Origin of the sequence: Bacillus sp. FSL H8-0492 (assembly GCF_038006145.1) — a bacterium.
Lineage (GTDB): Bacteria > Bacillota > Bacilli > Bacillales > Bacillaceae_G > Bacillus_A > Bacillus_A mycoides.
Genome location: NZ_JBBOUP010000001.1, coordinates 1,487,480 through 1,502,219, shown reverse-complemented (window position 1 = coordinate 1,502,219; position 14,740 = coordinate 1,487,480). Strand labels below are relative to the sequence as shown.

Below are 14,740 nucleotides of genomic sequence, written 5' to 3'. Positions count from 1 at the left end.
ATCTTTACTATCTACATAAGCAAAATGTAGATAGTAACACGAAAGAGTGGGTTTCCCCACTCTCTTTTTCACAAAATATACATGACATGGTTATCTCGGTTTATAGTATACCATAGCAAATGTTGATTTGCAAAGATTTTTCCTACCTATTAGAACAGTGACAATTGGTTTTGATCCGGTAAATCTCCTAGACAACCTTGACCATCTAAATACTCAATAATCGTTTTAGAAACCTTACTGCGCTGCTGTAAGTCTTCTTTTGATAAGAAATCACCATTTTTACGAGCTTCAACAATACTGAAAGCTGCGTTTGTACCAAGACCGGGAACTGCATTAAATGGAGGAATTAAAGTATCCCCATCAATTATAAATTCGGTTGCATGCGAGCGGTATAAATCAACCTTTTGGAATGAATAACCACGCTCACACATTTCAAGTGTCATTTCTAGTACCGTTAATAAACTCTTCTCTTTCGGTGCTGCATCCAATCCTTTTTGTGCAATTTCATCAATTTTTACACGTATGGATGCTGAACCTTTCGCCATCGCCTCTACATCAAAGTCATCTGCACGAACTGTAAAATATGCCGCATAGAATAAAAGTGCGAAATGTACTTTAAAGTATGCAATACGTACAGCCATAAGTACATAAGCAGCCGCATGGGCTTTAGGGAACATGTACTTAATCTTCTTACATGAATCAATATACCAACCTGGTACATTGTTATTTCTCATTTCCTCTTCCCATTCTTCTGGTACACCTTTACCTTTACGCACCGACTCCATGATTTTGAAGGCTAATGATGGATCCAAGCCTTGATAAATTAAATATACCATGATGTCATCACGACAACCGATAACTTCACTCAGTGTACACGTACCGTTATAAATTAATTCATTCGCATTACCTAACCATACATCTGTACCATGGGACAGTCCAGAAATTTGGACAAGCTCTGAAAACGTCGTTGGTTTCGTTTCTTCTAACATTTGTCTTACGAATTTCGTACCAAACTCTGGTATACCAAGTGTACCTGTTTTACAATTAATTTGTTCTTCCGTTACCCCTAAAGACTCTGGACCAGAGAAAATTTTCATTACTTCTGGATCATCCGTTGGGATTGTTTTCGGGTCAATACCACTTAAATCTTGAAGCATACGAATAACAGTCGGATCATCGTGTCCTAATATATCAAGTTTCAATAAATTATCATGAATTGAGTGGAAGTCAAAGTGCGTTGTTCTCCACTCAGCACCTATTGAATCAGCCGGAAACTGAATTGGTGAAAAGTCAAAAATATCCATGTAATCTGGTACAACGATAATACCACCTGGATGCTGTCCGGTCGTACGCTTTACACCTGTACATCCCGCAACTAAGCGATCAATCTCTGCATTTCGAATTGTTAAGTTATGATCATTAGCATAACCTTTCACATACCCATAAGCGGTTTTTTCCGCAACCGTACCAATTGTTCCTGCGCGGTATACATAATCTTCACCGAACAGTAATTTCGTATAGTTATGGGCGCGTGGTTGGTATTCTCCGGAGAAATTCAAATCGATATCCGGTACCTTATCCCCTTTAAATCCAAGGAACGTTTCGAAAGGAATGTCATGCCCATCTTTCACATATGGAACATTACATGTTGGGCATTCTTTATCTGGTAAATCAAAACCAGAACCTACAGAACCGTCATTAAAGAACTCTGATTGTTTACACTTTGGACATACATAGTGCGGTGGTAATGGGTTTACTTCTGTAATTTCCATCATCGTTGCAACAAATGATGAACCTACCGATCCACGCGAACCTACTAGATAACCGTCCACTAACGATTTTTTCACAAGCTTATGTGAAATTAAATAAATAACGGCGAATCCATGTCCAATAATACTTTTCAATTCTTTTTCCAAACGAGCTTCTACAATTTCCGGTAGTTCATCTCCATAGATACTTCTTGCCATTATATAGCTCATATCACGTGTTTCATCATCAGCACCTTCAATTTTCGGTGTGTATAAATCATCTTTTACTGGACGAACATCACCAATTAATGATGCGATCTTGTGTGTATTTGTCACAACAATTTCTTTTGCTTTGTCTTCACCTAAGAATGAAAAACAATCTAGCATTTCATTTGTTGTACGGAAATGTACAGGCGGTAATGAATGGCGATTTAACGGATTAGCTCCTCCCTGCGAACTGACTAAAATTTTCCGATATATCGCGTCCTCTGGATCTAAATAATGGACATTCCCAGTAGCAACAACTGGCTTATCTAACGTCTCACCTAGTTTTACTAAGTTAGAAATTATTGTTTTTAACTGTCCTTCATCTCGAACGAGTTCACGTTCCACTAAATGACGTAACACTTCTGGAGGCATAACCTCAATGTAATCGTAAAACTGTGCAATTTCTTCTACTTCTTCAGGCGCTTTTTGCATCATAGCTTCAAATACTTCACCTTTGTCACAAGCTGTTCCTACTAAAATGCCTTCGCGATATTTTTTTAATAGTGATCGTGGTACACGTGGTACACGATAAAAGTAATTCAGGTGAGAATATGAAACAAGTTTATATAAGTTTTTCAACCCAACATCTGATGTGGCAAGTAACGTCATATGACTTGGACGCCCACGTTTATACGCATCCCCTTGTCCCATACTATCGTTTAGTTGATCGTGATATTCAAATCCCTTTTCAATCACATCTTTTAACATCTTCACAAGTAAATATCCTGTTGCTTCTGTATCATAAATCGCACGGTGATGTTGCGTTAATTCAATATCAAGCTTTTTACACATCGTATTTAATCGATGATTTTTCATTTCTGGGAATAAGAACCGTGCAAGTTCTAACGTATCAATAACTGGATTTTTCGTTTTTTCTATCCCAGCCTTTTTAAAACCTACGTTAATAAAGCCCATATCGAAGCTTGCGTTATGAGCAACAAGTGTATGGTCACCCATCCATTCCTCAAACTTTTTAAACACTTCGTCCACTTCTGGTGCATCAGTTAACATATCATCTGTAATACCTGTTAATTCAATAATCGTCGCCGATAATGGCTGATGAGGATTTGCGAAAGATTCAAAGCGATCAATAATTTCTCCACCTTTTATCTTTACAGCAGCTAACTCAATGACTGTATCATATACAGCAGATAACCCTGTTGTCTCAACGTCAAAGACAACATATGTTTCTTCTGCAAGTAGACGATGTGCTTCGTTATATGCTATCGGCACACCATCATTAACTAAATTTGCTTCTACACCATATAGAACTTTAACTCCAGCCTTTTTACCAGCAGAATATGCTTCTGGGAACGACTGTGCAACAGCATGGTCTGTAACTGCAATAGCCTCATGCCCCCATTTTCCGGCTTGGGCAACGAGCTTAGAAACAGAAGTAACAGCATCCATTTGACTCATTGGAGTATGAAGATGAAGTTCTACTCTTTTTTCCCCTTCTTTTGCTTTATCTTTACGAGAAGGTCCCGTTATTTCATTTATATCATTTGCGATCATAACTAAATCACGCACGAATGTATCATTTTGAACTGAACCACGCGCTTTTACCCAAGTTCCTTTTTTCAAGGATTGTAACATCGGGATATCTTCTTTATCACGTGAGAACATCTTAATCATAATAGAGTCCGTATAGTCAGTTATCTTTAAAGTTAATAATGTACGTCCACTACGAAGTTCTTTCGTCTCTACATGGAAAACATACCCTTGAACGGTTTTTCTTCTTTCTTCATCTTGAATTTCACGCAGCGGCGTAATCTCTTCATCTGGCTTAATAAGATAACCAAGTACAACTGGTCCTTCGTGAACAACATCACTTTCTTCAGCTTGCCTTTTAGCCATCTCTTCCATAGCCTGTATAACTCGTTGACGATCTTCTTCCTGTGTTTGCTCACGAAACTTTTGCATTTCTTCTGCATTTTGCTTTATATGTGTGTCTAACTGAAAACGCGGGAATCCAAAAGCTTCGTATTGATCACCTACTGGTTTCGCAACGTTTTTCTTTAAAGTAGTAGATTCCAGCTCATTATTCACATTTAATAGCAACTTCACGCCATTGACCTGCGGAAGTTGCTTCTTTAAGTACGCGAACATAGGTGAAAATGTAATTCGTTCTGTACAAAGCGGCCAATATGCCTTCACTTCTTCTTCTGTAAATTGTTTATTCTCTGCTTCTAATGCAAATGTTGTTCTTGCAATATGAGAAAATGATTGCTTAAGCTTTGTTTCTAGCAACTCATATAATTCTGTCGGCAAAATACGTGGCACTTGTAAGTCAAAATGCCAACTTTTATTCGCTTTATCAATAACTAGCTTTTCAATACCACCGCCATGTAAATATTGATTTATAAGGTCTTCTGGTATTTGCAACTGTTGGAGCAAAATTTGAAATCGCTCTTGTTGTTCATTTGTTAATGACATAAGCACTCTCCTTCCATTTGCTATTATAAATTGAAACGTACTACAAAGAAAGATTTCTTCCTTCTTCTTTTACAAAATACGTTTACAAAGAAAGAGAAGGTACCTCATTACGAGGTACCTCTTCTTATTTTAAAATATTAGCAATATATGTTTGAAGTTCTTCTACTTTCACTTCTTCAGACTCGCCTGTAGCACGTACTTTCACTTCTACAATACCTTCGTCTGCTTTTTTACCAACTGTCACGCGAACTGGAAGGCCGAATAAATCTGCATCTGCAAATTTAACACCTGCACGTTCTGCACGATCATCTAGTAATACTTCGTATCCTTGCTCTTGTAATGAGTTATAGATATTTCCACCCATTTCACGTTGTGCATCAGATTTCATATTTACCGGAATTACATGCACATGGAACGGTGCAACAGATTTCGGCCAAACTAAACCATTCTCATCATTAAACTGCTCTGCAATTGCTGCCACTGTACGAGATACACCGATACCGTAACAACCCATAATAAGTGGTTTTGTTTTTCCGTTTTCATCTAAGAACGTTGCGTTCATTGCTTCACTATAACGAGTTCCTAATTTGAATACATGACCAACTTCAATTCCACGTGCGAAAAGAATTGTTCCATTTCCATCTGGAGATTGGTCTCCTTCTTGGATGAAGCGTAAATCTGTATATTGACTTACTTTAAAGTCACGTTCTGGATTTACATTTACATAATGGAACCCTTCTTCGTTCGCTCCTGAACATCCGTTGACAATTGATGCTACAGCATGGTCAGCGATAATTTCGATATCCCCTGTAACACCAATCGGTCCTAAAGAACCCACTTCACAGTTTAATAACTCTTTTATTTCTTCATGTGAAGCAAGCTCAACGACTGAAGCTCCGTATACATTTTTCACTTTTACATCATTGACTTCATGATCGCCACGAACAAGTACTACTACTAATTTCGCATCTACTTTAAACACCATAGATTTAATGCATTTTTCCGCTGCGATATTTAAGAATGCAGATACTTCTTCAATAGCTTTTTGATCTGGAGTTGCTACTTTTTCAAGTGCTTTTTCGGCTTCATCGCTCTTCGTATACGTAGCAACAACAGGAGCCATTTCAATATTTGCCGCATAATCAGATGTATCAGAATACGCAATTGTATCTTCACCTACATCAGATAACACCATAAATTCGTGTGTATCTTTTCCACCCATTGCTCCAGAATCAGCGATAACTGCACGGAAATTCAAACCACAACGAGCAAAGATATTAGAATACGCTTTGTATAAACCGCTATATACTTCATCCAAACTTTCTTGTGTTGCATGGAAAGAATACGCATCTTTCATTAAAAATTCTCTTCCGCGTAATAAACCGAAACGTGGTCTTTGCTCATCACGGAATTTTGTTTGAATTTGATATAATGTTAATGGTAGTTTTTTGTATGATTTAATTTCATCACGTACAAGATCTGTAATTACTTCCTCATGAGTTGCCCCTAGCGCAAACTCGCGAGCATTACGATCTTTCATACGCATTAATTCTGATCCGTAAGAATACCAACGGCCTGATTCTTGCCATAATTCAGAAGCTTGCATAGCTGGCATTAATAGTTCTACTGCCCCTGCGCGCTCCATTTCTTCACGAACAATACGTTCTACTTTGTGTAACACTTTTAAACCAAATGGTAGAAAACTATAAATACCAGAAGCATTTTGACGCATAAACCCTGCGCGAAGTAATAATTGATGACTCTTAATTTCAGCATCTGCTGGAACTTCACGTAATGTAGGACTGAATACCATACTTTGTTTCATTTATTCGCACCTCTTCATTTTACTCTTACACGCAATAAAATCCCTCACCTCGAGTTAGGTGAGGGATTTTATTCTATGAGCTCTATTTCATTATAAACTTCTTCTTATTTTACAAGAAAAACTTACGGATGTCATTCCATGTTACAACTAACATAAGCAACATTAATAATGCAAACCCAATAAAGTGAACCATTCCTTCTTTTTGACGATCAATTGGTTTTCCTCGTAATGCTTCAATTAAGAAGAAGAACAAACGTCCACCGTCTAAAGCTGGGACTGGTAATAAATTAAATAAACCAAGGTTAATACTTAAAACTGCCGCTAAACTTAGTACACGCGTAAATCCATAATCTACAACTTGATCTGTTAGATTATAAATTCCTACTGGACCTGACAACTCATTAATAGAAAATTGACCCGTTACTAATTTCACAAGCGAATCAAAAATTAGTTTCGTCCATTCGTATGTTTGTTCAAACCCTGATTTAATAGAACCCATCACTGTTTTCTCTACAGGAGAATAAACACCAATTCTACCAACTTCGTCTTTTCCTTCTTTATCAAGCGTTGGTGTTACTTTCACATTAAATTGCTCACTATCACGCTTTACATGTAACGTAATTTCTTTATTTGGGTTTTCACGTACAATCGTTACAACATCTTTCCATGTACTAGTGTTTTTCCCATTGATTGCTTGAATCGTATCGTTTTCTTTTAATCCAGCTTGTTCTGCAGCACTATTTTCCATTACTTTTCCGACCATTGGTTTGTCAACAGGAACTCCTTGTACAAATCCAAGAATCACAAAAATAACAAATGCTAGAATAAAGTTCATTGCAGGACCTGCAAAGATTGTTAGAGCACGTTGGCCCAATTTTTTAGAGCCAAATTGTCTATTGTACGGAGCGATTTGAATTTCTTCTCCCGCAGAAATGATACGAGCTTTTTCATTTACTCGGAATGTTTGCAGCTCTTCCTCGTACTCTTCATAACCCAAAATTGTAAGATTATGCTCTAAATCAGCTTGTTCGACTTCAATGACACGAACATTTGGATATTTTTCATGTCCGTCAAAAACTAATTTCACAACTTCGTCTTTTTCATTTAATACAAGTCCAACCTTTTTTCCAGGTTTTAACTCAACTGTGTCCGCATCCTCGCCAGCCATTCTTACATAGCCACCAAGGGGCAGTAATCGAATCGTATACACCGTTTCATTCTTTTCAAATGAGAATATTTTCGGACCAAAACCAATCGCAAACTCGCGGCACAAAATACCTGCTCTTTTTGCGAAATATAGATGCCCTAGCTCATGGAAAAATACGAGTGCACCGAAAATTAATATAAAGGCAATCGCTGTATTCAATTCCATAACCACCTTTGCTAAATTTGTTCCATCACAAACCGTCTTGTGGCTGCGTCAATTTCCTGAATTTCCTCTAAGCTCGGACGTGCAATGACAGTGTGATGGTGCATTGCTTTTTCAATGAGGTCTTCCACTGTTAAGAAACCAATTCTCTTTTGTAAAAAAGCTTCAACAGCTACTTCATTTGCCGCGTTCATTACAGCCGGCATACTTCCACCTGTCTTTCCAGCTTCATACGCAAAACGTAGACAACGGAAACGCTCTTGATTCATTTTCTCAAAATGCAATGTTCCCATTTCCCATAAATTTAACTGTTTCGTGTCTGAAAGAGGCAATCTATCAGGATATGTAAGCGCGTATTGAATCGGTACTCGCATATCAGGTGAGCCAAGCTGTGCCATTACACTACGATCTTCAAATTCAACCATAGAATGAATAATACTTTCTTTATGTAGAACAACATCGATTTGCTCATAAGGGATACCAAAAAGCCAGTGTGCTTCAATTACTTCTAGCCCCTTATTCATCATTGTAGCAGAATCAATTGTAATTTTCGAACCCATTGACCAGTTTGGATGACGAAGTGCATCTTCTACGGTCACTTGATGCAATTCATCTCTCGTTTTATCACGAAAACTTCCGCCTGAAGCAGTTATAATTAAGCGAGAGATTCTTTTTTCATTTTCACCATTCAAGCATTGAAAAATAGCTGAATGTTCACTGTCTACTGGAAGTAACGATACATTATGTTTTCGTGCTGCTTCCATTACAAGATGCCCTGCAGTTACTAACGTTTCTTTATTTGCAATTCCAATTGTTTTTTTCGCCTCAATTGCGCGGAGTGTCGGTAACAACCCTACGCTACCTACAACAGCATTCACTACAATTTCTGTATCTGGGTGCAGCGCTACTTCTAATAAGCCTTCGCTACCATATACTACTTTTGTATTACCAGAAACAGCTTGTAATTTTAAAACATCTTCCTCTCTTTGCACAGAGACAATTTGCGGGGAAAATTCTTGAATTACCTTTACTGCATAATCAACATTTTTCCCTACAGAAAAAGCAACGAGACGGAATTGGTCTGGGTGCGAGCGTAACACATCTAATGTTTGTGTACCGATTGATCCGCTTGCACCTAGTAAACTAATGTTTTTCATGACTCCAACCCCTCGTTCATTTATTAATTGTATTGTAATAAGAAGTATAGAATTGGTAACACAAATAACCAACTATCTGTTCGATCTAAAATACCACCATGTCCAGGTAAAATTGTACCTGAATCCTTTACACCATAATGGCGTTTAAATGCAGATTGCACTAAATCACCAATTTGTCCAAAAATAGAAATGATAATCGTCAGAACGATTAAAACTCCTACATTCGCTTCAACTGGGAAGAACATATTGTAAACAAGTGCAACAACAATTCCACAAACAATACCGCCTAATGAACCTTCAATCGTTTTATTCGGACTAATTTCTGGCCATAATTTTCTTTTTCCAAATGCTTTCCCTATGAAATATGCACCTGAATCAGTTGCCCATATGACAAATAGTGCACAGAACACATATTTGATTCCTAATATTCTCGTTTCATTTAAATATAAGAATCCCATTCCAACATATGTCGTTGCCATAAGTAAAAATGAAGCATTGTCAAAAGTAAATGTATTCTTAGAAAGGACTGTATATGATAAAAGTAATAAAACAATCACAAATGTGATTTCTAATTTACCTAACCCAATCCACGTAAACAGTTCTGATGCACTACTCGGAATTAAAATAATCCACAATAATACTGCAGCTAAAACTGTTGGTACCGAAATAAGCGTAAGCTTGTTCATACGAATTAATTCATATAAACCTATAGAAGCAAGTGCATACACTAAAACTGTAAAAGGCACGCCACCGTAAATTACGATGGGAATGAATAGCGCGGCAGCAATCACTCCAGTAATAATTCTCTGTTTCACTACCAAACCCTCTCTTTCTACACGCCTCCGAATCTGCGCCCTCTATGTTGAAAGTCTGTAATCGCATTTAGCAAATGTTCCTCGGTAAAATCTGGCCAATACACATCTGTAAACCAAAATTCCGAATAAGCAATTTGCCATAACATGAAATTACTAATACGTAGCTCTCCGCTTGTACGGATTAACAACTCTGGATCAGGTAAAGAACTCGTCATTAAGTAAGAAGAAATCTTTTCTTCACTTATTTCTTCCGAACGAATTTTTCCTTCCTCACTATCTTTCATCATATGTTGCACAGCAGAAACGATTTCATCTCGACTTCCATAGTTTAACGCGAAATTAAGAATTAATCCCGTATTCTCTTTCGTATCTTCCATGGCTTTTTCCATCGCTCTGCGCGTATGCGTAGGAAGACGATCTTTTTGCCCTATTACTCGGACTTGTACGTTTTCTTCAATCAACTCTGGTAAAAATGCACCTAAAAATTCTTCTGGAAGCTTCATCAAATAATCAACTTCTTTTTTCGGTCTTTTCCAGTTCTCAGTCGAAAAAGCATAAAGAGTTAATACTTTCACATCAAGCTTACTTGCAAATTTTGTGATTTTCTTCACAACTTGCATACCTTCATGATGACCAGCAATGCGAGGCATGGCTCTTCTCTTTGCCCATCTTCCATTACCATCCATAATAATAGCAATATGTTCTGGGATATATCCTTTTTTCACTTTTTCAATGAGATGATCAAACGATGTGACCTTTTTACTTTTAAAAAAAGGAAACTTTTTAAACATCATTCATACCCTCCAACAAGCAGACGTATGCCTAAAAGTGTAAAAAGACCCCCTTAAGAAGAGGGTCATATTTGCGAAATTATCGCTATTACACTTCCATAATTTCTTTTTCTTTGTTTTTTGCGATTTCGTCAACTTTTGCAATATATTTATCTGTTTCTTTTTGGATATCTTCAGTATATCCTCTTAAATCATCTTCTGTAATGTCGCCAGCTTTTTCAAGCTTCTTAAGGTCATCATTACTGTCACGACGTACGTTACGAACAGCAACTTTTGCTTCCTCAGCATATTTCTTCACAACTTTTACAAGATCGCGACGACGCTCTTCTGTTAATGCAGGGAATGCAATACGAATTACAGTTCCATCATTAGAAGGGTTTAAGCCTAAATCTGCTTTTAAAATTGCTTTTTCAATATCACCGATAGAAGTTTTATCATAAGGTTGAATTACAAGCAAACGTGCTTCTGGAACTGTAATGTTCGCTAATTGCACAACTGGTGTTGGTGCACCATAGTAATCAACTTGTACCTTATCTAATACAGACGAGCTTGCACGACCAGCGCGAACTGTTGCTAATTCACGAGAATAAGCAGCAACTGCTTTTTCCATTTTTTCATTTGAAGACTTCAATACTTGTTGTCCCATAATTTATTTCCCCCTTACAACTGTTCCAATATTTTCGCCTAAAACGGCACGTTTAATGTTACCTTTTTCCATAACCGAGAATACAATTAATGAAATATCATTATCCATACATAAAGAAGAAGCTGTAGAATCCATTACACCTAAACCTGCTTTTAATACATCTAAGTAAGTAAGTGTTTCGTATTTCGTAGCTGTTGGGTCAATAGATGGATCTGCACTATATACGCCATCCACATTATTTTTCGCCATTAAAATAACGTCCGCTTCGATTTCAGCTGCACGTAATGCTGCTGTTGTATCTGTAGAGAAGTATGGGTTACCTGTACCTGCAGCAAAGATAACAACACGTTTTTTCTCTAAGTGACGAATTGCTTTACGACGAATGTAAGGCTCTGCCACTTGACGCATCTCAATTGAAGTTTGTACGCGAGTTTGAATTCCAATATTCTCTAAGCTATCTTGAAGAGCTAATGAATTCATAACTGTTGCTAACATGCCCATGTAATCTGCTCCTGCACGATCCATGCCCATTTCACTTCCAATTTTCCCACGCCAAATGTTACCGCCACCAACAACAACAGCAACCTCTACATCAAGTTCTGCAATTTCTTTCACTTGTTCCGCAACTGACTTAATAACAGCTGGGTTAATTCCAAATCCTTGCTCGCCAGCTAAAGCTTCTCCGCTCAGCTTTAAAACGACACGATTATATTTCGGTTTACTCATAATGAACCTCCAATTGCTTACATCTTTATTTTAAAAAAGGGAACACAATGTGTTCCCTAATCTGTATTAGTTGTTACCTTTTACTTGGTTCATTACTTCTTCAGCAAAGTTGTCTTCGCGTTTTTCGATACCTTCACCAACAGCGTAGCGAACGAATCCTTTTAATGTTCCGCCTTTAGACTCAACGAATTGACGAACTTTCATGTCAGGATTCTTAACGAATGTTTGGTCAAGTAAGCAAATCTCTTCAAAGAATTTGCCAAGACGGCCTTCTACCATTTTCGCAACGATTTTTTCAGGCTTGCCTTCGTTTAAAGCTTGTTGTGTTAATACTTGACGCTCATGCTCAACTTCTTCAGCTGTTACAGCATCTCGGTCGATGTATTTAGGGTTAACTGCTGCGATGTGCATTGCTACATCTTTAGCAGCTGCTTCGTCAGTAGAACCTTCAAGAACTGTTAATACACCAATACGTCCACCCATGTGTAGGTAAGCGCCGAATGCATCAGCATCAGTTTTTGATACGATTTCGAAACGACGAAGTGTAAGTTTTTCACCAATTTTAGCGATTGCTTCGTTGATGTGCTCTTCTACTGTTTTGCCGCCTTCGATTGTTTGAGCCATAGCTTCTTCAACGTTAGCAGGTTTGTTAGCTAATAAGTGAGCAGCTAATTCTTTAATTAACGCTTGGAAACCTTCGTTTTTCGCAACGAAATCAGTCTCAGAGTTTAATTCTAAGATTAAACCTTCGTTACCGTTTGTTTCGATGAAAGTTAAACCTTCAGCAGCGATGCGGTCTGCTTTTTTAGCAGCTTTCGCAATACCTTTTTCACGTAAGAAGTCAATTGCTTTCTCCATGTCGCCGTTAGTTTCTGTTAAAGCTTTTTTGCAGTCCATCATACCTGCGCCAGTTTTTTCGCGAAGTTCTTTTACCATTTGTGCAGTGATTGCCATATTTTTCATCCTCCTAAAATATGTATTTATACCTTTTATAAAGGTGTTTATACCTTAAAAAAGGTGATAAAAGGCCGAACCCCTTATCACCTTTCCAAATTTGTTACGCAGTAACAGTTTCTTCACCTTGTTTTGTTTCAAGGATCGCGTCTGCCATTTTAGATGTAAGAAGTTTTACAGCACGAATTGCATCATCGTTTGCTGGAATAACGTGATCGATTTCGTCCGGATCACAGTTTGTATCAACGATACCGATGATTGGAATGTGTAATTTGCGTGCTTCAGCAACTGCAATACGCTCTTTACGAGGGTCTACTATGAATAATGCACTTGGAAGACCTTTCATATCTTTAATACCGCCTAAGAATTTCTCAAGACGCTCTAACTCTTTTTTAAGTTGAACAACTTCTTTCTTAGGAAGTACTTCGAAAGTACCATCTTCTTGCATTCTTTCGATATCTTTAAGACGCTTGATACGCTTTTGGATTGTTTGGAAGTTTGTTAAAGTTCCACCTAACCAACGTTGGTTAACGAAGTACATACCAGCACGAGTTGCTTCTTCTTTAATAGCTTCTTGTGCTTGTTTTTTAGTACCTACGAATAAAATGTCTCCACCTTCAGCAGCGATGTCACGCATCGTTCTGTAAGCTTCCTCAACTTTTTTCACAGTTTTTTGTAAGTCGATGATGTAGATACCGTTACGCTCTGTGAAGATGTAACGCTTCATTTTTGGGTTCCAACGACGAGTTTGATGTCCGAAATGAACACCAGCTTCAAGCAATTGTTTCATAGAAATTACTGACATAATTTAGTTCCTCCTAAATGGTTTTTTTGATATCCTCCGTTTACTTCATCTCTAAGCGAAACTACGAACGTAGCACCAACACTTAAATCAGTAAACGTGTGTACTTTGTACTGACACCACTGCTTACTATATCATACTGAAATATTACAATCAAGTCGAAAATGCGAACAATGTAAAACTTTCTTTTTTTCACGCTCAAATCCTAGTATTACCAACCTTCAATTCCTTTAAGCAAGGAATTGAAGGTTAATTAATAGTTTTCTAATGAATGTTGTCATGACGCCTTACGTAAGCAAAATCATTCACTTAAAAAAACAAAAAACTCTCCTCAAGCGAGGAGAGTTTTTTTATAAATTAGTTTGTTTTTAATTTAGCAAGTTCCTGTAGAAACTTGTCGTTTAGCACTTTAATGTATGTTCCTTTCATACCTAAAGAGCGAGACTCAATAACACCAGCACTTTCTAATTTACGTAGTGCATTTACGATTACCGAACGAGTAATTCCTACGCGATCAGCAATTTTACTTGCAACAAGTAAACCTTCTGTTCCATTTAATTCTTCGAAGATATGCTCGATTGCTTCTAACTCACTGTAAGATAATGAGCTAATCGCCATTTGAACAACAGCTTTACTACGTGCTTCCTCTTCGATTTCTTCTGCTTTTTCACGTAAGATTTCCATACCTACAACAGTTGAGCTGTATTCAGCAAGAATTAAATCATCGTCTAAGAACTCTTGACCAAGACGAGCTAATACTAGTGTACCTAGACGCTCACCGCCACCAACGATTGGTACGATTGTAGTTAAACCTTGACCGAATAATTCTCTATTTTCTACTGGGAATGCTGTGTAGTCACTATCCACACCTAAATTTGAAGATGTTTCTGTAACATTGAATAAACTTTGCGTATACTCTTCTGGGAATTGACGCTCTGCAAGCATGTGCTTCATACGTTCGTTTTCGATTTGTTGGTGAATCGCATATCCTAATAATTTACCGCGACGACTTACAACGAACACGTTCGCTTCAATTACTTCACACATTGTGTCAGACATCTCTCTAAAGTTTACAGGCTTTCCTGCTGCGCTCTGTAATAACGCATTTAATTTTCTCGTTTTTGCTAATAATTCCATTTCAAAATTTCCTCCTACATGTTACTTACATATTTTTTCATCACTTGGAAACTAGGGCGAGTCACCT

At 37.6% G+C, this 14,740-nt stretch carries 11 protein-coding genes; all 11 read right to left on the bottom strand.

Features of this window, described 5'->3' with window-relative positions; all coding sequences use genetic code 11:
• Positions 1–149 precede the first annotated feature (149 nt).
• The 11 genes from MHH66_RS07740 to codY all read right to left on the bottom strand — a co-directional run bounded on the left by MHH66_RS07740 (position 150) and on the right by codY (position 14,673).
• A complete protein-coding gene (locus tag MHH66_RS07740; RefSeq protein ID WP_060749551.1) occupies positions 150–4,451 on the bottom strand; it encodes a PolC-type DNA polymerase III in 4,302 nt (1,433 codons plus the stop codon).
• A gap of 124 nt (positions 4,452–4,575) precedes the next feature.
• A complete protein-coding gene (locus tag MHH66_RS07735) occupies positions 4,576–6,276 on the bottom strand; it encodes a proline--tRNA ligase (protein WP_002128803.1) in 1,701 nt (566 codons plus the stop codon).
• A 109-nt stretch (positions 6,277–6,385) separates the two neighbouring features.
• A complete protein-coding gene (gene rseP, locus MHH66_RS07730; RefSeq protein ID WP_002088169.1) occupies positions 6,386–7,642 on the bottom strand; it encodes an RIP metalloprotease RseP in 1,257 nt (418 codons plus the stop codon).
• Positions 7,643–7,659: 17 nt separating this feature from the next.
• Positions 7,660–8,802 carry a 1-deoxy-D-xylulose-5-phosphate reductoisomerase gene (gene dxr / locus MHH66_RS07725; RefSeq protein WP_002014547.1) on the bottom strand — a complete coding sequence of 381 codons (1,143 nt, stop codon included), beginning with the start codon at positions 8,800–8,802 and terminating at the stop codon, positions 7,660–7,662.
• Positions 8,803–8,825: 23 nt separating this feature from the next.
• On the bottom strand, positions 8,826–9,617 hold the full coding sequence (gene cdsA / locus MHH66_RS07720) for a phosphatidate cytidylyltransferase (protein ID WP_002088171.1): 792 nt from the start codon (positions 9,615–9,617) through the stop codon (positions 8,826–8,828).
• Between the two features lie 17 nt (positions 9,618–9,634).
• Entirely contained in the window at positions 9,635–10,411 is a 777-nt protein-coding gene (locus MHH66_RS07715) for an isoprenyl transferase (RefSeq protein ID WP_002014545.1), read from the bottom strand.
• Between the two features lie 85 nt (positions 10,412–10,496).
• Positions 10,497–11,054, bottom strand: coding sequence for a ribosome recycling factor (frr, locus tag MHH66_RS07710; protein ID WP_000531506.1), 558 nt, complete (start codon positions 11,052–11,054; stop codon positions 10,497–10,499).
• 3 nt (positions 11,055–11,057) lie between these two features.
• Positions 11,058–11,780 carry a UMP kinase gene (gene pyrH / locus MHH66_RS07705; RefSeq protein ID WP_002014544.1) on the bottom strand — a complete coding sequence of 241 codons (723 nt, stop codon included), beginning with the start codon at positions 11,778–11,780 and terminating at the stop codon, positions 11,058–11,060.
• Between the two features lie 66 nt (positions 11,781–11,846).
• On the bottom strand, positions 11,847–12,734 hold the full coding sequence (gene tsf / locus MHH66_RS07700) for a translation elongation factor Ts (RefSeq protein ID WP_002088177.1): 888 nt from the start codon (positions 12,732–12,734) through the stop codon (positions 11,847–11,849).
• Positions 12,735–12,837: 103 nt separating this feature from the next.
• A complete protein-coding gene (rpsB, locus tag MHH66_RS07695; protein ID WP_002088178.1) occupies positions 12,838–13,539 on the bottom strand; it encodes a 30S ribosomal protein S2 in 702 nt (233 codons plus the stop codon).
• A 354-nt stretch (positions 13,540–13,893) separates the two neighbouring features.
• A complete protein-coding gene (codY, locus tag MHH66_RS07690; protein WP_002014541.1) occupies positions 13,894–14,673 on the bottom strand; it encodes a GTP-sensing pleiotropic transcriptional regulator CodY in 780 nt (259 codons plus the stop codon).
• Positions 14,674–14,740: the final 67 nt, after the last annotated feature.

Coding starts and splice junctions, on each gene's coding strand:
- MHH66_RS07740 (WP_060749551.1), bottom strand. CDS start 4,451: ATGTCATTAACAAATGAACAACAAGAGCGATTTCAAATTTTGCTCCAA.
- MHH66_RS07735 (WP_002128803.1), bottom strand. CDS start 6,276: ATGAAACAAAGTATGGTATTCAGTCCTACATTACGTGAAGTTCCAGCA.
- dxr (WP_002014547.1), bottom strand. CDS start 8,802: ATGAAAAACATTAGTTTACTAGGTGCAAGCGGATCAATCGGTACACAA.
- MHH66_RS07715 (WP_002014545.1), bottom strand. CDS start 10,411: ATGATGTTTAAAAAGTTTCCTTTTTTTAAAAGTAAAAAGGTCACATCG.
- frr (WP_000531506.1), bottom strand. CDS start 11,054: ATGGGACAACAAGTATTGAAGTCTTCAAATGAAAAAATGGAAAAAGCA.
- pyrH (WP_002014544.1), bottom strand. CDS start 11,780: ATGAGTAAACCGAAATATAATCGTGTCGTTTTAAAGCTGAGCGGAGAA.
- tsf (WP_002088177.1), bottom strand. CDS start 12,734: ATGGCAATCACTGCACAAATGGTAAAAGAACTTCGCGAAAAAACTGGC.
- rpsB (WP_002088178.1), bottom strand. CDS start 13,539: ATGTCAGTAATTTCTATGAAACAATTGCTTGAAGCTGGTGTTCATTTC.
- codY (WP_002014541.1), bottom strand. CDS start 14,673: ATGGAATTATTAGCAAAAACGAGAAAATTAAATGCGTTATTACAGAGC.